Raw genomic sequence first — 21,745 nt, 5'->3', positions numbered from 1 at the left:
GGGCTTGACCTAGGGGATCCATCTTCCAATGAAAATCTGTATGGATGCCGCATCGAGTGCGGCATGACTTTTTGCCGGAAACGTATGCAATGGTGACCGATAACCGTAAAACAGTGCTTTTGAGTCTGCCTCATCACGTTCAATGAAGATTCCGGGAAGTGCTCTTATAACCCCAACTCGCTCTGTGAACCAAGACGCACCAGTTCAAGATTTTGGTTGTCACCAGGTCTGACTTGTCGGGAGGCAACCATTTTTTTATAGCTCGGTATTTGACAGATAACTTCTTTCTAATCGATTTGTTAGCCGCCTACATTGCATCATCAAATTCATCCCTGTATCGTGCTATGCCGCCAGTCTTCGGCAAAACTCCGCTGTCGAACACCACAATCATGAACGCATCATCCGGCACACCTTCCCATTGACTGCACAGTTGATATTTTGACGCGAGCTCGAAACCAAAACGCGGGTAATACTCAGGATGCCCTAAAACAATAACGAATGGACAACCTGCATTGCGCAAAAACTCAAGCCCGTATCGGACAAGTCGGGATCCAATCCCCTTGCTCCGTTGCGATGGCAATACCGACATTGGTGCCAGTCCCATCCCGACTGCGGAGCACCCATCCAAGGTAGCCGGTGTGAACAATATATGACCGATAACAGAACCATCTTCAACAGCGACAAACGATACGTACTCCTTACAGGATGCACGGAGTTTATCGACAAGAACTGCTTCCGGACCGTTATCGAATGCTATTACATTCAGATGATGAACGGCACCACGGTCTTTGGATTCTTCTTGACGAATTTCGATCATAAGTGTCTACCCCTTAGTCAAGTGGCTAACATTAGTGATTTTCTTGCTCCATAGCAACACTATGCAGGGAAACAACTTTTTAACCGTTCGCGGATATCTTGTCGAAGGCACCTGTCGAAGCAGCTGGATTCAAAACAGCAGAATCAGTAAGCTAAACATGCTGGCACTGAGCGGATAACATTCGTTATTGCTGCAGGACTCTGCTCTCAACTCAACGCCTCAAGTCCTTTTCGATCGACAATATCAAGCAACCGCTGGGCGGCTCCACTCAGCTTTTTTTCTCCCCGTTCCCACTATTGGACAGTTGTTTTTCCAATACCAAGCATTGCAGTAAATACGATCTAGCTAACGTGGTTTTCAGCCCTGATTCGGTGGATGAGAAAAATGATTCTGCAACAAAACGAAGCGCCGTTTTGTCTTTATCCAAAATATTTGCGCGTTCGTTTTTGGCAAAGGCATACAGAAAAATCAAGGAGCCAGAATCCTGAAGAAGGAAAATCAGTCGGAAGTTTTCGGTCTGTAACCATTTTGTCATAGCTCTGTGTTTGATAGATATAACAAGCCAATCACCGGGACGGCCTAAAACCATCGGTGATTGGCTGATTCGCTGTCCTTTATCGCATCGAAAATTGACGAAACGGCTTAGATTTTTTTCCCTATGTAGAAAGCGTAACCGTAATACTCTTTGTACGTATTGTACAGCCGAGCTTCGTGTCGCTGGTTCGCGATAAATTCCTCGGCAGCCTTATTACCCGCATTTTTTTCCAGGAAACGTTTATCCGTTTCTACTTTTGGATCAAAGTAATTTTCAATCCAGCAGTTTTCGGGTAAAATGAAAGTGGAGACCGGAATGTACCCGGCTTTTTGCATTTGTGCTACCTTATTGGAGATAGTATCTATTTCCGGATAAACACTCATCCAGAACTCCTCTATCTCAGCAGGGCGTTCCTCCGTAAACCATGTTCCTTCAGAAACAGCAATATAACCCCCGGTTTTCAGGAATTTCCGCCATTCATGAAGCCCCCGTTCAAAACCAATATTGTAGATCGCTCCTTCCGACCAGATAAGATCCAATTCTTCATCCTGGAAAGGAAGATTATCCATCGATTCAACAATGCCTTTCACTCTATCCTGAAGACCCAGTTTCTCGGCATTCCGGTTGAACAGGTCGATGAAAGTAGGAAAAATGTCGACACCTGTAATATTCCCCGGGGCGTGCTGCGCTAACACCATTGTCTGCCCACCTGATCCGCAGCCAATGTCGGCAATGAGTGATTTGTCGCTAAGATCATCGATAAAACTCAACGCCTTGATCGTTACTTCAGGGCTGCCTGGTCCCTGTCGTTTCAGGTTTGCAAAATATTCACAGATCAATTCCAGATCGAACTCATGAATGGACTTGTTTTCTTCGTTCATGATGTCTCCTATTTTTGAATCATACCTTTTCAAGGTATTGTGGAAAGGCTCATCGTACGTTTATCAAGGTTTCCTGAACGATTCAACACACTGCCAATTCTTGATTGGACCCGCCTCTCCACAATGCAACAACCTTCTGTCTCTATACAACACTCCGAGACACCATTCCATAACCCGGCATGCTCAATGTCTCAGCTTTTTCGCGACTGCTTCGGCCGCCTTGATCAAAGGGTATCCGGTCGGAGGACCTGTCAGAAGCGGATGAGTACCGAATTGCAAGGTCAACACCGAATGAATGGTCATCATGTTTTCGATGATCACGCCTATCACGTTGATCAGTTCGCCGGCGCTCTCTCCACCGATGACGGATCCTCCCAGAACAAGACCTGACTCACAGTTCACGATCAGCTTCACATACTGTTTGCTCACTCCGGGAAGTGTTCCAGGATGCTTGTCTATCCCTTCCGCCGATCCTGTAACGATGTCGAAACCTCTCTCGATCGCCACGTGCTCCGTCACTCCCGCAGCCGCAAATGTCGTCCCCCCGATTGCCGTGGAAAAAATGGACATGGTGCCTCCGAAGGTTCTCAAACGCGAAAGCTTGTAAAGGTTCATGCCGGCGATACGTGCTTCCGAACAGGCCGTCGATGCGAGCATCAACCCTTTGGCAATACGAGTGAAAAAGGAAAACTTTTCTGCGCAGTCGCCGACGGCAAAAATATCCTTGTCCTCGGTGCGCATATACTCGTCCACCCTGATCGCTCCAAACTCATTGAGCTTTATACCTGCGTTACGTGCCAGTGTGGTGTTTGGAAGATAACCGGTAGACAGAATAACGGCATCGGCTTCCAGCAGATCTCCTCCGCTCAGGCGAACCCCGGAAACCCGATCGTCACCTTCTATTTTTTCTACCTTCTCTCCAAGCCTCAACTTGACGCCCCCGGTTGAAAGGATTTCCTCTGCGCGAACGGATAACTCTTCATCGAAAGCCATTTGGAGTACATGCGGCAACACCTCGACAAGTGTGATATCCTTAGCCTTCTTACCGAGCTCATCAGCAATTTCAACACCGATGAAACCTGCTCCGATTATAACAACCTTATTGCAGGATTCGAGACGAGTCTTCAGTGCCGCGAGATATTCACGGTCTTTCGGGATGGTGAACACATTGTCAAGCTCGGTGCCTTCAAGCCAACCTGGCACTTTCGGTACCGATCCTGTCGCTATGACCAGCTTGTCGTAACAAATTTCTACCCCTCCTTCGGTTCTGGCAGTTTTTGCCGCTTCATCTATCGAAACAACCTCGTCGATCATGAGTTCCACCCCAGCCTGTTCTATATGGCTGACGGGAATGATATTCTGCTCGATGCCTCCCAGCGTTCCGTAAATATAGGGAATCCCACAGGGCACAACCGCTTCGGCCTCTTTTCTGACGATAAGAACCTGTTTGTCCGGATAAAAAGCCTTGCCTGTCGTTGCCGCAACGATACCAGCCGCACTACCTCCTATAACCAATACATCGATTTCTTTTTTCATAATCAGTGCTTAAATGATAAATAAATATGAAAGACGTTGTTCAAGAATAAAACCAATCGGGGGACAAGGTAGGAAATAACAGCGAAGTCACACCATTCGCTGCAAACATTTTTCATTCATGGATTCGTTGTTTCATTTCTCACGATGGCTCGCGGAAAAAAAGATGGTGGGGTTAACTGTATTAATCGACGTACTCGACATACTTTTCGAAATCCTCTTTCGGTGGCAGCGTGATGCCTCCGGAAGTACAGACAGCCACGCAGCGGTCGCAGAGCACCAAGCATTTATATGGGTGTGCCACAACGAACTTGGGGCGTTGAATTCCTGCCGGATCGGGTGGGCCCGGTTCGAACACACCGGGTTTGCAGAGCACCTTGCAGTCACCGCAGCCGTTACAGAGATCGGGGTTTATCGTAGGATACCAGGGGATATCTTCTCTTGGAACAAGAAGCCGTTTTTTCCGCTTTTTTCCCGTTTGTTTCGACACCGCAACCGGTGAGGATGCCGGAGTTTGTATTGACGCTTGCACCACATCCTCCTTCTTCCATACACCAGAGATCTCGACCGACTCGTCTTCACATTTGTCCATAGCCCGTGACTTGAGTGCAAGCCTTAGCGAACGAACCATCCTGAACGCACAGCCATCACACGAAGGTTTCGAACAGCGACCAAAAAAACAATCAAAAACCAACATAACCTAGCGCATCTCCCGTCATTGCAGTTTCTCCCTCACAGCTTCCTCAAACATTTTGATTGCATCGGGGATGCCAGCCGGATTCTTCCCTCCTGCGGTAGCGAGTCCGGGTTTTCCACCGCCGCCACCGTGTACCTTCGATGCAGCTTTTTTAACGAGTTCACCGGCGTTCAGACCGCATTCACTGATTGCCTCATCACCGGCAAAACCGACCAGTGTAACTTTTCCGTTCTCTTCACCGGCAAGCAGACCGACCCCGCGTCCGATCTTTTCCCGAAGAAACTGCCCAAGACTGCGCAGGGTATCGGCTCCGGAATCCTCCTCCTTCATAACGAATATCCTGCAGCCGTTCACCGTATCAGCCAGCTCAAGCTGTTCGAGAGCACGATCAAGAAGCAACGAAAGCCTCATATCCTGCACCTGCTTATCGAGAGCCTTTCTTTCTTCAAGAAGCTCCTGAACACGTCCGGCGACACTTTCATTCCCGCCGGTTTTCAGCAGCTGACGAACCTGTTGCAATTCCTGGTATTCACCCCAGAGCAACTCCTCGGCTGCTTTTCCGCTAATCGCTTCGATACGGCGGATACCGGATGCAATCGAAGCTTCATTGATAATCTTGAAGAGACCGATCTTGCCGACATTGCTCACATGAGTACCACCGCACAATTCCATAGACACTCCAGGAACTTCCACAACCCGAACACGATCGGCATACTTGTCACCGAAAAACGCAAGAGCTCCTTTTTCCAGGGCCTCTTCGTAGGGGACATCCTCATGTTTGACAAGCTCCCCTGCCTCTCGAATACGCTCGTTGACTTCAGCTTCGACCGCCTCGAGCTCTTGCTGAGAAACTTTTTCGAAATGGCTGAAATCAAAACGCAGGCGATCCGGCCCAACCATCGACCCCTTCTGTTGCACATGTTCACCGAGAACTTTTCTCAGGGCTGCATGCAGCAGATGAGTTGCTGTATGATTACGCTCCGTAGCCTCTCTTGCCTCTTTGTCAACTCGCGCATACACAGTATCGGAACCATTGAACTCAATTTCTGCCGGATCGACCTCGAGTCCGGTGCCACGATCGTATACTTTTCCCGCAACATGAACGATCACATCCCCGTCTTTCTGTGTATCGACAATGTCAACACTGAACTGTTGCCAATCGATACGGCCCGTGTCACCTGTTTGTCCACCACTTTCAGCATAAAAAGGGGTACGGTCGAGTACAAGCTGTAACTGACCACCGGCAATTTTATCCCCGACAACCTTCGCCTCGGTATCGAGCGTTTCATAACCAAGGAAAATCGTACGCGCTCTCTTACCGAACCAGTTCCATTCACCCTGCTCATCGGCAATCCGCTGCTTTCGTTTGCGGTCCTTGCGAGCCCTCTCCTTCTGCTCCCGCATGCATGCTTCGAAGCCTTTTTCATCGATCTGCACCCCTTCTTCCAGAGCCATCAGCCGAGTCAGATCAAGCGGAAAACCATAGGTATCGTAAAGCCGAAACGCATCCTCACCGCTGATTCTCGTTTGCTCAGAACCCCTGAGTGCTGCGATTATTTCCCCAAAAATTTCAATCCCCCTGTCAAGAGTCACCAAAAAGCTCTCTTCCTCGGACCTGACAATTTTCTCGACAGTTTTCTGCTGCTTTCTCAGTTCAGGAAAGACGTCACCCATGGTATCCGCAATAACACCGACCAGCCTGTAGAGGACCGGTTGATTGCAATCGAGCTTTTTTGCATAACGCACAGCTCGACGCAGGATTCTGCGCAGCACGTAACCACGCCCCTCATTGCTCGGTACAGCCCCATCCGTAATGGCAAAGGTCAGTGTTCTCGCATGATCGGCAATCACCCGCATGGCGATGTCTTTTTCTCCGTCAAGCGTCGCTTTGTAATCCATCCCGGTAAGACCGGTTATCGCGTTGAAAAGAGGACTGAAAATATCCGTGTCGTAATTCGAACCTTTACCCTGTAGTACTGCGGTAATTCTTTCAAATCCCATACCGGTATCGACATGCTTTTTCGGTAACGGCTCGAGTGAACGATCCGCTTTTCGGTTGTACTGTATAAAAACAAGGTTCCACAGCTCTATGACGCGATGGTCTCCTGCATTGACCAACGTCTGGCCTGAAAGATCATCTGTCAGATCGATATGGACTTCGGAACATGGCCCACACGGCCCGGTTTCTCCCATCTCCCAGAAATTGTCTTTTCCATCGAATCTCATAATGTGACCAGGATCGATATCGGTCTCTTTTTCCCAGATTCCCAAACTTTCATCGTCATCGGTATACACCGTTGCATACAGTCTTTCTTTGGGCAGTTTCCATACTTCGGTAAGCAACTCCCATGCCCAAACAATCGCCTCTTTCTTGTAATAGTCACCGAAAGACCAGTTTCCGAGCATTTCAAAAAAAGTATGGTGATAGGTATCACGGCCGACATCCTCGAGATCGTTATGCTTACCCGAGGCCCGAATGCACTTCTGGGTATCGACAGCCCTGCTGTACGGCCTGGTACCCTTGTCCAGAAAAACATCCTTGAACTGGTTCATCCCGGCATTGGTGAACAACAGCGTTGGATCCTCAGCAGGAATCACCGGAGCTGACCGAACAATGGTATGCTCTTTTTGTTCAAAAAAATCGAGAAAAGACTGCCGAATATCGCTGGACTTCATATGCTATCTTGTATCTTGCTGTTAGCTTGTTATCAGGGGTATACAGGTCGGCCCCGTCCGAATTTCAATGCTTAATGTAACAAAAAAGCCCGGGATTTTCGCCCGGCCTACCCCTTGCTTCGAGAACGCTGCAAGGCGATAATTCATGTTTTCATTTTTTTTTGATAAACTGTGGTTTACTTCTCAGTAAACGCGGTTATGATTATGAATGAGCTTGAACACGTATTGGAATGGACGAACCAGCCTGTACCGGAGTTCCTGCAGGAGCTTCACCCGACACAGCAGAAAAAAGTCATCAACTACATTGAAAACCAGATCAGCTCCAAAACCGATGGGCTGGACGAACTGTACCATGCGATCAGTATGATCGTTAAATACATCCCTCATTTCGTCGTCGTTCCCCTGATGGTCGAACACATCAAACCGCAGATTGCCGCAGGGGTTTGTAAAAAAATGAGCCCCGACCAGGCAACAGGCTATGCGAACGATTTGCCGCTGGACTATTTCAGCCAGGTTTCCCGCTATATCGACAACCCGTTCATGGCTCAAATTCTCGGTAAGATGAAAAAGCACCGGGCAGAAAAGTTCGTTCACCACGAACTGCAACACCATCTTCTGCATATGCTTGATATTGCCGAACATTTAGAAGAACGAATGCTCGCAGTCGTAGCAAAACGTGTCACGCTACCGGAACACAGTGATGACCTTGTCAATCATCCTCACAGAGAGGTTATTGAAAGGCTGAGGAAAATGCAGTAGCAATCGAGAAATGGCCGCTCCCCATTTTGGCTCCCTTATTCATTTTCTTCCCTTTTCCGCATTCTCCTTCCATATAACGGAGCAACCTTGATACTGTATATTTTTAAAAAGTAACCATGACCTAACACCACCCGGCTCACCGCCCACTCCCATGGGGGCTCAACTATTTAAGAAACTTCCATAATGGTGACAGACAATAGAGAACTACAGACTCTTTACTCTGAACTGGAAAGAACAAGAAGAGAACTTGAGTATCTGAGAAAAGCAAGTACATCGCTCGAGCAAAAAAACCAGCAACTCAACATCGTACTCGAAAGTACCGATGCCGGTTATTGGGATTGGAACATGCAAACCGGAGAACTCACCGTCAATGAACGCTGGGCAGCAATCACTGGCCATACCATAGCCAGCCTCCAACCCATCGACATCGGCTTGTGGAAAAAACTTTCTCATCCCGAAGATCTCGCCTCATTGAAATACCTGCTGGAAAAACATTTTGCCGGCACAAACGAATACTTCGAAATTCAAACCCGTATACGCCATAACAAGGGCCATTGGGTACGGGTAATGAATCGGGGAAAAGTAATCGAATGGGATAAAGCAGGTAAACCGGTGCGTATGGTGGGCTCGCTTCAGAAGATTACCGGTGGCAATACAGCGTCGGAAAATCTTACTGAGCATTCGAGAAAACAAGCACCGGAAAAAAAGCTCGAAAAACAACTTGAATTCGAGCATCTGATCACCAACATTTCGAGCAAACTCATCAACCTCGCCATCGATCAGCTCGATACCGTTATTGAAGACATCCTCGAGATCATCGGTGAATACATGCAAGCTGACCGAAGTTATACCTTTCAGTTTTACGATGACAGCAACCTGATGGACAATACCCATGAATGGTGTGCCGAAGGAATCAAACCGGAAATAGAAACACTCAAAGGGCTGTCAACCAAGATTTTTCCCTGGTGGATGGAAAAAGTAAGGAACAATGAAACCATTCTCATTCCCGACGTTTCGAAACTTCCACCTGAAGCTGCTGCTGAAAAGAAAACCCTTGAACGGCAGAACATCAAATCACTTATTGTCATCCCCTTGACCTCGAATGCCCATTTATTCGGCTACATCGGTTTGGATACCGTAAGACAGCATCGATATTGGCACCCGGAAACCATTACCGTTTTACAGCTTGTCGGAGCAATTATAGCCAATAACCTGATGCGCAAGCAAGCAGAACAGCTTCTTGAAACCGAGCTCGATCTTGCCTTGAAACTCAGCTGTTCAAAATCTCTTGAGGAAACGCTCGATCTCTGCCTTGATACAGCCATTGCAATTTCAGATATGGACTGTGGAGGCATCTATCTTGTCGAACCTGCAGATGCATCCCTTTCCCTCTCCGTCCATAAAGGGTTACCTGAAAATTTTCTCAAACATTCCAGATCGTATTTACCTGATGTATTGAAAGGAAATCCTTTATACAGCCAGATCAGCGGTGCTGGAACACAGCATTTCAAAGAGGCCGAGAAGGAAGGACTCGATGCCATAGCAATCCTGCCGGTACACTACAAGGATGATGTAATAGCCTGCTTGAGTGTGGCATCTCATCGGTTGGAACATGTACCCAATTTCGCAAAAAAAGCGTTGGAGACCATTGCATCCCATATTGGAGCGGCAATCATGCAGGCCCGACACGAGGCTGAAACTGCAGAAGCAAAAAAAAACCTCGAAACGCTTTTCAACACCATCGATGACTTCCTCTTTATCATCGATACCGAAGGAAAGATTATTCATACGAACGATACCTTTCTCTACGACCTGAACTATTCTCCTGAGGAAATCACCAGAAGCCACATCCTTGATTTTCATCCCGTCCATGAGCGTGAACAAGCCATAAAAAACTTGAAAAACCTGTTCGCAGGAAAAACCGACCTGTGCTTGCTACCACTGCAAACCAAAGAAGGCAACCTGATCCCTGTCGAAACGAAAGTTAGTCGGGGAATCTGGAACAACAAACCTGTTCTGTTCGGCATCAGCAGAAACATCACCGGTCGTCTGAGGGCTGAAAAAGCGTTGCGGGAAAGTGAGCAGCGGTTCCGCGAACTTACTGAACAACTGCCACAACCTGTCTTTGAATGTGACCTCGAGACCAGGATCACCTATGCCAATAACTCGACTCTTCAACTCTTTGACTATACAAGCGAGGACTTGGAACAACATCTTACAACATTTGACCTTGCCATTCCTGAAAATCATCAGCTCCTTCGTACCTGCAGGAAAAAATTGTTTGAGGGAAGTCATCTTGAAACGTTGGAATTCACGGCACTCACCCGAAAAGGCAAAACCTTCCCAGCCATACTCTACGTCACGACTATTGTAGATGACGAAAGCATTACCGGTTTCAGAAGTGTCGTTCTCAACCTCACCAAACATAAGGAAATAGAAGATGCTCTCCGAGAAAGCGAGTTAAAAAAGCGCATGTTGCAGAAATACCAGAACCTCTTGAACAATATTCCGGGTATCATCTACACCACAGACCCAAAAGGAGAGATCGATTTTCTTTTCTCACCGAAAGTTCTGTCAATCACCGGTTACCGTGCGAAAGAAATCCATACGCTGCCTAAAGGTTGGGTATCGATCATCCACCCCGACGACCGAAAAGAGTATTTGAGCGGATGCAGAACTGCCCGACACAATCTCGAACCAATCATTCAGAGTTATAGAATCCGAACAAAAACCGGTCAAGAAAAATGGATCGAAGATAGAAAAGCCCCGCTTGTTTGCAGTGATGGCAGTTTTACCGGTGCTGACGGCATCATGTTCGACATTACCAAACAGGCTGTTGCAGAATCGGAAAAACATGAGATGGAACTGAAGTTACAGCAGGCGCAGCGGCTTGAAACCATAGGAACTCTTGCCGGAGGGATAGCCCATGATTTCAACAACATTCTGACCCCGATCATGGGCTATGCAGACATGTTGAAAAAACTGATCCCCTCAGGAGAAACTGCAACAGACTACCTCGATGAAATCCAGAAAGCCTCGGAAAGGGCAAAAAACCTGGTAGAGCGAATTCTCGCTTTCAGCCGGTTGGAGGAATCTCATCAGACGCCGTTAAACCCTGCCACAATAATTACCGAAGCCCTCAAACTGATCCGTCCCGCCATCCCCTCGACGATCACTATTGAAACCGATATCGATAACAATACAGGCGACATACTTGCCGACGTATCTCAAATACATCAGTTATTCCTCAACCTTTGCACCAATGCGTACCATGCCATGGAAAAAACAGGAGGAAAGCTGACCATACGGTTACGCTCGTTGCACCCTGACCCTGCACTCCGCAAATCACTACCGAAGCTGCAAGACAAACCCTACATTTTGCTGACTGTAACGGATACAGGTTCAGGCATGAACAGTAAAACTCTGGAAAGAATTTTCGAGCCTTTTTTCACAACAAAGCCAGTCAACAGGGGAACCGGTCTTGGCCTCTCCGTTGCACATGGAATCATCACCCAACACAAAGGAATCATCACTGTAGCGAGTAAGCCCGGTGAAGGCACCACCTTCTGCATCTACCTGCCGATAATCCGCAGAGAGCAATCATCACTATCCACAAGCCCATCTGTTGAAACCAAAAGCAGGGGAAAGAGTTCAATCCTCTTGGTTGACGATGAAACCTCGACCATAAAAATGATGGAAGTTTTTCTGGAGAACAACGGTCATACAGTTACGACGACAACATCAGCATCCGAAGCATTCGAAATACTATGCCATAAGCCCAATCTTTTCGATCTGCTTATCACCAATTTGACCATGCCCGAAATGACAGGAATCGCACTGGCCCGCAAGGTGCACAACATCAGGCCTGATCTACCGATTTTTCTCATGTCCGGCAGAGAAATTGATCGGAAGCTTCAACAAACAATGACAAATTACGGGATTAAGACACTTCTCCGTAAACCCATAAATTTTTCTATATTATACAGTGAAATTCAGGAAGTCATGGAGTAACATTACAACTCATTCACCTATATGAAAATCCTGGTCATTGATGATGATGATGCTGTTCTGAAATACATCAGGGATATTCTGAGACATGACGGCTTCAACGTCCTCACAACAGACAATGGCCTTTCAGCCTTTGAAAAACTCTCAAGAAACTGCGATGTAACCGCTGTTATCACCGATATCATCATGCCGGAAGAGGAAGGCATTGAAATTATCAAAAAAATCAAGACCGAACACCCCCACATTAAAATTGTCGCCATCTCCGGTGGAGGAAAAATGAGCCCGCAAAGTTACCTGCAGCTTGCCTATGCCGTTGGAGCCGATGCAACCCTCAGAAAACCGTTCGGGCACAAAGAATTACTGAACACGCTGCAAAATCTTTAACCAGTCTTCATGTTCTCCACGCATGAACGGTTTCTTTACCGGCACTCCTCTTTCTGATCGACGCGCCAAACGACAACGAAGCCTCGGGTAAAAAGAACTAGATCCGTTATTTTTAAACAGCAGCTGGAAAGTACGCTTGCAGCCATAACAAAAAAAGCCGCTTCATGTCAGTACATGAAGCGGCTTATACGTAGATGCCCCCTTACCATCCACGCATTCTCTCACAGTTGAGAGAAACAGCAGTCCTACGAAAAAAGGAAGAAGGTATAACCCCCTTTTGGACCATGTATTATATTAAAAAATAACACCTTGAAGCAAGTTGCCGCATAAATCAATATATGGCACATATCAAGTTGAATAACAAATAAACATATTGTATTAGAATACGCTTTTTTTAGCATTTTATCCCCCGTATTTCACCCTGAAACCCTTCATTATAGATACCATGTGCTGGACCATTACGAAGATTTCAGCCAGGAAAAAAAATCAGGGACACCTCTCTTCGGTTTAATAAAAGCTTGTTAATTGTTTTCGATATATATTTCATAGTAAACTGCATGGATAATTAATCCAGGATGAACGGCACCAGGGCAGCCCAATCATCCTATGCCATCATACAGTCAAAAAATTTCAGAAAGCCAACAGTTGTTTCTCCCAGACAAATCGTTGGGAAAATTATTGAACAGCTATTTAATTCCTGATTCATGAAAATACTCGTTATTGACGATGATACCGCTATTCTGAAATACCTCAGGGCAATCCTGAAACACAACGGCTTCAATGTCCTCACAGCAGACAGCGGTCAAAAAGCTTTCGAACTGCTTTCCAAAAACCAGGACGTGACAATAGTGATCACCGATATCATCATGCCGGATCAGGAAGGCATTGAAGTCATCAGAAAAATAAAATCCAAGCATCCTCACATGAAAATAGTCGCCATTTCAGGCGGCAGAAAAATGAGCCCTGAAAGTTATCTTCAGCTTGCCTATGCTGCAGGAGCGGATGCCACCTTGAAAAAACCTTTCGGAGAGAGAGAACTGCTCAATGCTCTGCATCATCTTTAGACGAAAAAGAAACTTCGGCCATAGCATTCTTTTTCGAATATGCCGAACTCCCCCCCCACCTCATTTTTCATGAACATCGAAACAGCCTCCAAGACCACTCTATCACATCAATTTACCCAGAGGGCCCAGGTCAAGATTCAAATCCTCACTCTTCAGCCCAAAATAATCCTTGAGTTCATCCATTTTATTTTCAAGAAGCATCAAGGATTCACCAAGCCGTTCAATTTCCTCATCGCTCAGAGATCCACCATCCATTCTCCTCATGGCCTGCTTTTCCATCAACTTTCGAATAAGCTCAACAAGAGTGAGCACAAGTTTTGCCAGGCCATGTTCAATGTTTTCAGGATTGACATCAATGTGACGGGGAAGCGACTGAGCGGTATTCGCCAACTCTGCTTCAAACGTTTCAACATCATCTGAACAGACAATCACCTTATTGTTATTTTCTTCCATAGAAGGAGAATTTCATTTACGATCAAGAGACAAAACTGAATGGCGGCCACGGGCCCGTCAACAGAAATTTCAGCTCGGGGTACCGCCTCTGAAAAATCTTCACTTTCGAACAGAAAAAATCCATATTTTTTTTCTCTACCAGAAAGGAGCCGCTGAATGGTATCTGTCCATTTGCCGAAGAGTTCCCTTCGCATTCACTACTGATCTCTTGCAACTCGAGTCGAATGACATCGATCGCACTTCGGGTATTTTTTTTCAACTCATGTTCTGCTTTGAATTGCTGATACTTCAACATGAGATACTCTTTTCCATCGCCCGCCTTCCGATCGTTTCGAACGTTGCACGTTGCTGCACCTTTTTTTTCGGAAAGTATTGTAAGCCCGAACTCCTTTTTGTCTTTCAACTCGACAAGCTTCCTTTCATAAAAAGCGTAACACTCTTGAAGCACCTCGGTAATGGCATCGTCATCTTTCAGCAATGTCCCAAACCTGCAAGGAAGTACGGTGAAGTTCTCAGAAAGCGTATCGAGAATTTCCCCATAGGCAAGAGCTGCCGACTTGTCAAGCGTCAAGCGCTCCCTGCCGACAATACCTGCAATGGCGACAATCCCGTTATACCGTACAGGGTATAATGACTCACCTGCCATTCCCGGAATTCCCGATACCAGTGTTTCTGAAAAATCATCCCCTGCAATTGCATACAAGCATGCAAGCACCCTTTCTTCATGCTTCATGCTCAACCCCCGGCATTTTCAGGTTGCTTTTTTTATGCTGTTCCATCGTATCAACCGAAGAGAGCAACAGCTTGACACCGATATAGAGTAAATCGATATCCGCGACGGAAATGGTTATATCCCCGGCAATGACAACTCCCTTATTGAGTACCCGGTCAAGTAATTCAAGCACTGTAACATTTTGTGACGCATCACTATCATTCATAAAAGGCTCCCGCGTTGCTTACTGAACAGAAAAATCGGCAAAATTGTATGGGGGCCATGGCCCAGTACACTCCAGGTGAATACCGCATGCCCTCAAAGACCTTTTTTTTGCCTCGAGCTCATGCAGAAAAATCTCTTTTTCGGGATGTTCGACCAGAAAATCCGCTTTCAATCCATTCTTTCCTTCGCCATTGGCCATTTCGCGTGCAGGAAGGCTGTTTTCCCGAGTGTGCGATGCAAGACAAAGCATACTCTCACGTACATGTTTTTCAAAAAACGACTGTGCTTCATGCTCGAGGGTAATATCCCTTTTCTTTTTGAGGAAGAAAGCCTTCCCTGGAGAACTTATTGAAATCTCCTTATCGAAGGCCTTTACCTCCGGACTAACCTTCGTCACATAACCTCTTACCGCCTCATCATCAGCCCATGCTTTCACGCCATACTCGAGTTTTCCCGACAATTTTCGCAGCTGTTCTTTCATAGCAACCTCATGTTTATCCAACATGGCTACAACGTTCTTTTCGGAATGAAATACCGTAGCGAACTTGAAAGGCAGAAACGTAACAACCCCTACCAAAGCAGCTAAAATCTCGTGATGCTCGAGAGCCCAATGTTTAAGCCATTGAATGTTTTTCACATTTTCCTGAAACTTCGTTTCAAGAAAATCATCGGCAGAAACAGTCCTGGCGAGAACCCTCAATCCATGATGTTCAAGTGAATGGAGGTCGGCTTTGAATACCCCCTGCTCTATGAGATGGAAAGGCTCTTGAGCCACACAGTAAACATAAATACACTTGCCCATGCTCTTCAGCCTTGATACTTATTCTATTGAACGTATTTTTTCAAAAGCAATGACCTCTAAATCCTCGGCAAGTTTGATCTCATAGAGATTTCTGTCTTTGACACGGGTGTTCAACCCCAACTCCTGGATAAAAGCACTGTCTTCATAGACCTCGGCAAGGGCTTCCCAACAGTTTTCTTCTTTGAGCGTTTTAATGATTTTAACATCCCTTACCTTCAGTGCCTCCATGATAAAAGAAGAAACCTTTTTACGAGCATCAAGAATAGATGGCTGTTTCGGGTTTTCATTGTCGTGCTTTTTTGTATCATTCATTGTTTCATTCTGTTTCTTTTTTCAAATATTCCAACAACTCTCTCTCTTTTTCATAGTATTCTTCCTCGCTTATTTCATCGAGCTCATAGCGTAATTGCAACTCCATGAGTTTTTCCTTGACTTTACCTTTATCCGACAATTCTTCTTGTGAGATATCGTCTATCTTTTTCGCGATCCATACTATACCATTGATCGGAGCAAAAAATATGTCATCGATAAGAAGCATAAATCAAAAACATCATAACGATAAATTCACAAAACTATATGGCGGCAATCCACCGACATATTTAAAAATAATCTTATCTCCATACTGATCCGCCAGCTCGTTGACTCGGGCATCAAATTCTGATTCCCTTTTCGCATCGACGAAAAATGCTGCATTCACGATCATTCTATCACCAAAGCAATTATTTTCTTTTATTTCCAAAGCGACAGAGCCAAGTGCATCGAGAATAGCTTTTCGATACTTTTCTTTTTCCAAAACCAAAGCTTCTTCGACTTTTTTTCCTATTTCTATGTGTTCGTAGTAAGCCTGATCATGAGACATTCCTTCAATTTTTTTCTTCAGTTTTCGAACTTCCTCGTAATTTTTCAGAATATCATCAAAAACAATATCTTTTTTGGCAATCGCTTTGATACCCAACTCAACTTTTCCTTCGACAAAGTCAAGACCTTCTGTGAATTTATCGTGTTTTTCCTTCAATAGCTCCATAACGTCCGACTCACTCTCGACAACAGTGGCGAACCGAAGCGGCAGAACCGAATAACCTTTCATAACCGTTTCAATAACCATTTCATGAGCTATCATGTTTTCTCTCGACGCCTCATACTTCAGGAGAGGAGCCCGGCTGACAACAGCTGATAAGCCGTCATATCCAACCGTTGTCACTTCATCTCCTCGTCCGCCAATACCAAAATGACCGAATGAAACAGTACTTGACGACCTTATGATACAATACAGGTATAATCCTTCTTGTTGACTCATATGCAGTTTTTTTATTTATAGTTCCCAGTTTTCCGGATAAATAACGATATCGACAAAATTATATGGCGGGAAAGGACCCGCATAGGAAAAATGTACTTTCCCTCCGAACTCCTCATATAAATCATCAACAACACCATCAAACTCTTTTTCACGCCCCGAATCCACAAGAAAGGCTATATTGAGAAATGTTTTTTCATTCGAATTCGTGTTCACCTTATAGTCCACAGCAATTTTTCTCAAAGCATTCAGGACGGTATCGGAGACCTCTTCTCTTTTTTTCATCAACTCTTCTTCAACAATTTTTCCAACCTGTATCATCGTCTCTTTATCGACGCCGTCTTCGTTTGCCAAGAGCTTTTCTTTCAGATCTTCATGCTCTCCACCTATCTCATGAAAAACCTCATTCATACTCTTCCATTCACATTTGACATTCAGCTCGATCTTGTTTTCAAAGTATTTCAAGAAGTCCATAAACTCACGATACCTTCTGTCAAGAAAATCTCGTATTTCATCGGCATTTTTTGCGACTGTCCCGAATTTCACAGGTAGTATACCGCTATACTCTTTCATTACCGCTTCAATAACTTTCTCATGCGCCAGAATGGTCTCGGGTTTCAGCACAAACTTGGAAAGAGGATGATCACTGACAACCATGCTGAGATTTTCGTAACTTATCGTCATCACCTCGTTTTCTTCTCCACCAATACCTATCGGTCCAAAATTTCTTTCTTGTGAAGAAGCTACTATACAATAGATATATTTTCCAGTTTCAGACATACTACTACCTTACCATGTGTTTGCGTTCTGCGAGCATATCTGCAAGCAATGCTATAGCCGCATTGAAATGTTCTGTTGTAATCGAAATGGAAGTCTTCGAAACATAATCCGCATCAAACTCCCGCTCTTTATCCAGAGACAACTTTTTGATATACCCACGTATAGCCAGTATCGAAGCTCTTCTGCAAATAAAAGCGATATCCGCCCCACTCATTCCTGCAGTTTTTTCAGCGAGCATTGATACATCGACGTTTTCTCCAAGAGGCATCTGCCCTGTATGAATGGTGAAAATACGTTCCCTGGCATTGTGATCGGGCACCGGTATTTCAAGGAGAAGGTCGAACCTGCCGCTTCTGAGCAGGGCCGGCTCAATGAGATCCAGACGATTGGTTGCCGCGAGCACCAAAACTCCCTGCAGCTCTTCTATTCCATCCATTTCGGTAAGCAACTGGCTGATAACCCGTTCAACAACCCGTTCTCCGGACATTTCCCCACTTCTTCTCGGTACAAGGCTGTCTATCTCATCGAGAAACAGGATCGTCGGTGCCGCCTGCCTTGCTTTCTTGAAAACTTCTCGTACGGCACGTTCGGATTCACCAATGTATTGGCTGATAAGCTCCGGACCTTTTACAGCGATGAAGTTCACTGCACTTTCGGTTGCAAGTGCCTTTGCAAGCAATGTTTTACCCGTACCCGGAACACCATAGAGCAAAACACCTTTCGGCGGACGTGTTTTAGTTTTCCGAAAAACTTCGGCAAACTTCAAAGGCCATACGACAGCTTCCTCCAACTCTTCCTTAACGGCCTCCAAACCACCGACATGATGCCACGCTACATTGGGAACCTCGACGAACACTTCCCGAATGGCTGAAGGCTCGACATCCTTCATCGCCGACAAAAAATCAGCCATAGAAATAGTGAGGCCCATTGCCAGGTCGTAGGAAATTTCAGGCCGGCTGAAATCTATATCGGGCAGAATTCTCCGTAAAGCCAGCATTGCAGCCTCACGAGCAAATGCCTGAAGGTCGGCGCCGACAAAGCCGTGAGTCACTTCAGCAAGTTTTTTCAGATCGACATCATCCGCAAGGGGCATTCCTCTGGTATGAATCTGCAAAATATCGTAGCGGGCGTTCTTATCGGGTATCGGAATCAAAATTTCACGATCGAACCGACCTGGCCTTCTCAACGCAGGATCAAGCGTATTTGGCAGATTCGTTGCACCGATGACAATGACTTGACCTCTTGATTTCAACCCGTCCAACAATGCAAGTAACTGAGCTACCACCCGGCGTTCAACCTGCTTTTCCCCGCCCATATCTTCTCTTTTGGGAGCGATGGCATCGATCTCGTCAATAAATATGATAGCAGGGGCGTTGGCCTCGGCCTCTTCAAACACCCTTCTCAACCTTCCCTCACTTTCCCCGTAGAATTTCCCGATGACCTCAGGTCCGGAAATGTGGGTGAAAAACACATCGGTTTCGTTGGCGACAGCACGCGCAGTAAGCGTCTTTCCTGTACCGGGAGGACCATGCAAAAGCACACCTTTCGGGGCATCTATCCCCAGACGCTCGAAAATCTGGGGAAACCTCAGAGGCAGCTCTATCATTTCACGAATTCGTTCCACCTGCACACCTAAACCACCGATATCCTCATAGGCTATTCGTGCCGCTTTTTTCCCTCCCTGTTCATTTGTCTCGACCCGTATCGTCGTACCGGTATTGATGAGCACAACTCCACGAGGTATAGTCTCGACAACCTTGAATTCGGCTGTTCCGGTACCGAAAAGATTAGCTCTGACCCTATCCCCTGCCGTTACGGGCAAACCATCGATCAGGGAGCCCAGGTAACGACTATCCTCCTTCTCCGAAAGACCTGTACCGGTTAACGGTAAAAGCACAATTTTGTTTGCCTGACCTGCCTGAACGCTTTCAATCCGAACTTTCTCATCGAGCCCTACTTCTGCATTCTCTCGGGTTATTCCATCGATTTGGACAATCTTTTTTCCACGATCCTCAGGATACGAGGGCATAATTCTTACCGGTGTCTTTCTCTGCCCGTGAACGAGAACAATTTGCCCGGGGGCAAATCCAAAGATTTGCATTTCTTCGGGATCGAGTCGGCATACTGCTCGCCCGACATCTTTTGCAAGAGCTTCCTTGACTTGAAAAGCTCTTTCTACTACTTTTTTCATGAACTAAAAAAGATGATGCACGATACCCTCGAGCCCCGAAACACCCCTGACTTCCGTAGGGTACTGCGGTACCGTGGTTATCTCGAGTTTACCGAACAGTTCATGTAACCTTTCAAGGTAACGGCTCTGACTCTGTTTTCTCCGACGGCAAAAATCACACCCTTCCGATACCATGACATTGTTGATTATCATCTGCTTTACGAGTACACCGAGTTTTCGCAGCTGTTGTAAAAACCGTTTCGTCTCCTCGAGAGCCATTGCTTCGGGAATCGTCACCACAATGAACTCGGACTGTGCTGTATCCTGTAACAATTTTTGGACTTTCCTGACGGTTTTCTTCATCGAAAAAAGAAAGTCATCCCCTTCGTCCGGCTTGTAATCCCCGGCGAACCGGGTCACCATGTAACGGTATTTCCACCGCATCCGAGCCATAACCTTTATCCAGTCGTCGAAAAGTTCGGGAGAAGTCATAAGGCGTAAAGCATGGCCTGTCGGAGCCGTATCGATAACATACTTTTCGAAATTCGCTTCATCGATGATGTCCACGATAGTCTTGAAACCCATGACCTCATCGACGCCTGGAATCGGCATACTCATAAACGACTTGATATCATCTTCATCGAGGTTGGTAGAAGTATCGATCAATTTCCTGAGTTCCGGCTCATGTTCAAGCTGAAATTTGGTATACGCTTCTTCGGCATCGATCTCGAGAGCGTAGAGCTTTCCGACACCCTCAATTGGTGAAATGTCGTTGCCGATTGCCTGCTCGAAACTGTCTGAAAGGGAATGGGCAGGATCTGTTGAAATCAGAAGCGTTTTATAACTCCTTGCAAGGTAGAGAGCTGTTGCCGATGCCGACGTTGTTTTACCGACCCCTCCTTTACCACCGAAAAGGATTATTTTCAACGCCGGATCGAGAATATTTCCCAACGGCATATCAGCCTTTCTTCACAGTTACTTCCAAAACACCATTCTGATATGTCCATGCTATTGTTTCAGCCTGCACGGCAGAAGGCAGCAGAAGCTCTTTTCGATACTTTCGGGACTGACTTTGTGCGATAACTTCGAGGATATCTCCTTCAAGAGTGACGGTTATGTCTTCTTTCGCGACACCAGGCATTTCGAGCATGACGACGACATCGTCACCCTCATCGAAAATATCCGATAACGGCTCTCTTTCTTCCTCGACCTTCGGCCCTTCTTTCGTCTTCCTGATATTACCGAAAGATTCGACAACAGGCCCCTCTCCACCGATTCCGGTCTTGACCGTCACTCCGAACACCCCTTTCATCCCTTTTTTCAAGTGACTTAAATCAATTTCACCCTCCTTCGAATACTCTCTACCCATCTCTTTCAGTTTGGCTGCAGCGTCGACCAGTTTATCAAGTCCATCGAACAAACCGCCCAGCTTGAGACTGCCAAACCCGAAATCAACGTCAAACTCTTCTTTCTTCTTCTTTTGACTCATGGCCCGATCCCCCTCCGCTTTAAGATTATCGTAAAGAAGCAAATACCATCACACCGAATCCCGTGCACTTTCCAGCTTGACAAGTCTTTCTTTCAAGAGATTGTTTTCATCCTGAAGCTTCTTGAACCTGGTGTTGATCGAAAGATCTTTATCATCCTCCCACCAATTGATTCCGATCTCTTTAGCCTTATCAACAGAAGCGACAACCAGACGAATTTTCAACGTTATCAGATCGATATCTGCAATCTGTACCTTGATATCACCAGCAATGACAACACCTTTATCCAGAACCCGCTCTAAAATGTCTGCAAGCGTCGACGCCTGTGTCGCATGGGTTATTTGACTCATGAGAGTAACATTATAATAATTAATACTGCAGGTTCTTCACCTGCCATGTCTTACCGCCGTCTTCCTTATCGCCCTGTGTTTTTTTGTTTTGTTTCGCTGAAGCACTTTTCCGGCGACC

The 21,745-nt window shown here is 46.1% G+C and carries 22 protein-coding genes; 4 read left to right on the top strand and 18 right to left on the bottom strand.

What is annotated here, in order from left to right:
* Positions 1–307 precede the first annotated feature (307 nt).
* The 6 genes from QZ209_RS02785 to alaS form a co-directional block, all read right to left on the bottom strand.
* On the bottom strand, positions 308–817 hold the full coding sequence (locus QZ209_RS02785) for an N-acetyltransferase (protein ID WP_294344499.1): 510 nt from the start codon (positions 815–817) through the stop codon (positions 308–310).
* A gap of 268 nt (positions 818–1,085) precedes the next feature.
* Positions 1,086–1,406, bottom strand: coding sequence for a type II toxin-antitoxin system RelE/ParE family toxin (locus QZ209_RS02780; RefSeq protein WP_294344497.1), 321 nt, complete (start codon positions 1,404–1,406; stop codon positions 1,086–1,088).
* A gap of 53 nt (positions 1,407–1,459) precedes the next feature.
* Positions 1,460–2,233, bottom strand: a complete 774-nt coding sequence (locus QZ209_RS02775; RefSeq protein WP_294344495.1) for a class I SAM-dependent methyltransferase — start codon at positions 2,231–2,233, stop codon at positions 1,460–1,462.
* Positions 2,234–2,416: 183 nt separating this feature from the next.
* Positions 2,417–3,769, bottom strand: coding sequence for an FAD-dependent oxidoreductase (locus QZ209_RS02770; protein ID WP_294344493.1), 1,353 nt, complete (start codon positions 3,767–3,769; stop codon positions 2,417–2,419).
* Positions 3,770–3,950: 181 nt separating this feature from the next.
* Positions 3,951–4,463, bottom strand: coding sequence for a ferredoxin family protein (locus tag QZ209_RS02765; RefSeq protein ID WP_294344490.1), 513 nt, complete (start codon positions 4,461–4,463; stop codon positions 3,951–3,953).
* An 18-nt stretch (positions 4,464–4,481) separates the two neighbouring features.
* On the bottom strand, positions 4,482–7,139 hold the full coding sequence (gene alaS / locus QZ209_RS02760) for an alanine--tRNA ligase (protein ID WP_294344488.1): 2,658 nt from the start codon (positions 7,137–7,139) through the stop codon (positions 4,482–4,484).
* A gap of 204 nt (positions 7,140–7,343) precedes the next feature.
* On the opposite strand from alaS, the gene QZ209_RS02755 reads away from it, so the two are divergent.
* The 4 genes from QZ209_RS02755 (at position 7,344) to QZ209_RS02740 (ending at position 13,354) form a co-directional block, all read left to right on the top strand.
* On the top strand, positions 7,344–7,898 hold the full coding sequence (locus QZ209_RS02755) for a hypothetical protein (protein WP_294344486.1): 555 nt from the start codon (positions 7,344–7,346) through the stop codon (positions 7,896–7,898).
* A gap of 183 nt (positions 7,899–8,081) precedes the next feature.
* The gene (locus QZ209_RS02750; protein WP_294344484.1) at positions 8,082–11,909 is read left to right on the top strand and encodes a PAS domain S-box protein; all 3,828 of its coding nucleotides are present in this window, start codon (positions 8,082–8,084) and stop codon (positions 11,907–11,909) included.
* Positions 11,910–11,930: 21 nt separating this feature from the next.
* On the top strand, positions 11,931–12,290 hold the full coding sequence (locus QZ209_RS02745; protein ID WP_294344483.1) for a response regulator: 360 nt from the start codon (positions 11,931–11,933) through the stop codon (positions 12,288–12,290).
* Between the two features lie 704 nt (positions 12,291–12,994).
* Positions 12,995–13,354, top strand: a complete 360-nt coding sequence (locus QZ209_RS02740; protein ID WP_294344482.1) for a response regulator — start codon at positions 12,995–12,997, stop codon at positions 13,352–13,354.
* A 102-nt stretch (positions 13,355–13,456) separates the two neighbouring features.
* Here QZ209_RS02740 and QZ209_RS02735 read toward each other — a convergent pair whose 3' ends face one another.
* The 12 genes from QZ209_RS02735 to QZ209_RS02680 are packed head-to-tail and all read right to left on the bottom strand — an operon-like array spanning position 13,457 to position 21,627.
* Positions 13,457–13,807 carry a gas vesicle protein K gene (locus QZ209_RS02735; protein WP_294344480.1) on the bottom strand — a complete coding sequence of 117 codons (351 nt, stop codon included), beginning with the start codon at positions 13,805–13,807 and terminating at the stop codon, positions 13,457–13,459.
* 22 nt (positions 13,808–13,829) lie between these two features.
* Complete coding sequence (locus QZ209_RS02730; RefSeq protein WP_294344479.1) at positions 13,830–14,540, bottom strand: GvpL/GvpF family gas vesicle protein; 711 nt, start codon at positions 14,538–14,540, stop codon at positions 13,830–13,832.
* Positions 14,530–14,745 (bottom strand): gas vesicle protein, encoded by a 216-nt coding sequence (locus QZ209_RS02725; RefSeq protein ID WP_294344477.1) that lies wholly within the window; start codon positions 14,743–14,745, stop codon positions 14,530–14,532. The genes QZ209_RS02730 and QZ209_RS02725 overlap by 11 nt, the downstream gene beginning before the upstream one ends.
* Positions 14,746–14,763: 18 nt before the next feature.
* Positions 14,764–15,546: a GvpL/GvpF family gas vesicle protein gene (locus QZ209_RS02720; protein ID WP_294344475.1), complete on the bottom strand. Its 783-nt coding sequence runs from the start codon at positions 15,544–15,546 to the stop codon at positions 14,764–14,766.
* Positions 15,547–15,564: 18 nt separating this feature from the next.
* Complete coding sequence (locus QZ209_RS02715) at positions 15,565–15,858, bottom strand: hypothetical protein (RefSeq protein WP_294344474.1); 294 nt, start codon at positions 15,856–15,858, stop codon at positions 15,565–15,567.
* A 4-nt stretch (positions 15,859–15,862) separates the two neighbouring features.
* Positions 15,863–16,084, bottom strand: a complete 222-nt coding sequence (locus tag QZ209_RS02710; RefSeq protein WP_294344472.1) for a gas vesicle protein GvpG — start codon at positions 16,082–16,084, stop codon at positions 15,863–15,865.
* Positions 16,085–16,096: 12 nt separating this feature from the next.
* Positions 16,097–16,843 (bottom strand): GvpL/GvpF family gas vesicle protein, encoded by a 747-nt coding sequence (locus QZ209_RS02705; protein ID WP_294344471.1) that lies wholly within the window; start codon positions 16,841–16,843, stop codon positions 16,097–16,099.
* Positions 16,844–16,858: 15 nt separating this feature from the next.
* Positions 16,859–17,620, bottom strand: coding sequence for a GvpL/GvpF family gas vesicle protein (locus tag QZ209_RS02700; RefSeq protein ID WP_294344469.1), 762 nt, complete (start codon positions 17,618–17,620; stop codon positions 16,859–16,861).
* Between the two features lie 4 nt (positions 17,621–17,624).
* Positions 17,625–19,811, bottom strand: a complete 2,187-nt coding sequence (locus QZ209_RS02695; RefSeq protein WP_294344467.1) for a CDC48 family AAA ATPase — start codon at positions 19,809–19,811, stop codon at positions 17,625–17,627.
* 3 nt (positions 19,812–19,814) lie between these two features.
* Positions 19,815–20,747, bottom strand: a complete 933-nt coding sequence (locus tag QZ209_RS02690) for an ArsA family ATPase (RefSeq protein WP_294344465.1) — start codon at positions 20,745–20,747, stop codon at positions 19,815–19,817.
* 1 nt (position 20,748) lies between these two features.
* Positions 20,749–21,279, bottom strand: coding sequence for an Hsp20 family protein (locus QZ209_RS02685; RefSeq protein WP_294344463.1), 531 nt, complete (start codon positions 21,277–21,279; stop codon positions 20,749–20,751).
* Positions 21,280–21,327: 48 nt separating this feature from the next.
* The gene (locus tag QZ209_RS02680) at positions 21,328–21,627 is read right to left on the bottom strand and encodes a gas vesicle protein (RefSeq protein ID WP_294344461.1); all 300 of its coding nucleotides are present in this window, start codon (positions 21,625–21,627) and stop codon (positions 21,328–21,330) included.
* Between the last annotated feature and the right edge of the window lie 118 nt (positions 21,628–21,745).

It is taken from the genome of Prosthecochloris sp., assembly GCA_015482705.2.
Classification (GTDB): domain Bacteria; phylum Bacteroidota; class Chlorobiia; order Chlorobiales; family Chlorobiaceae; genus Prosthecochloris.
Note: the sequence above shows the minus strand (reverse complement) of the source record. Positions and strands in the feature narration are given on the sequence as shown.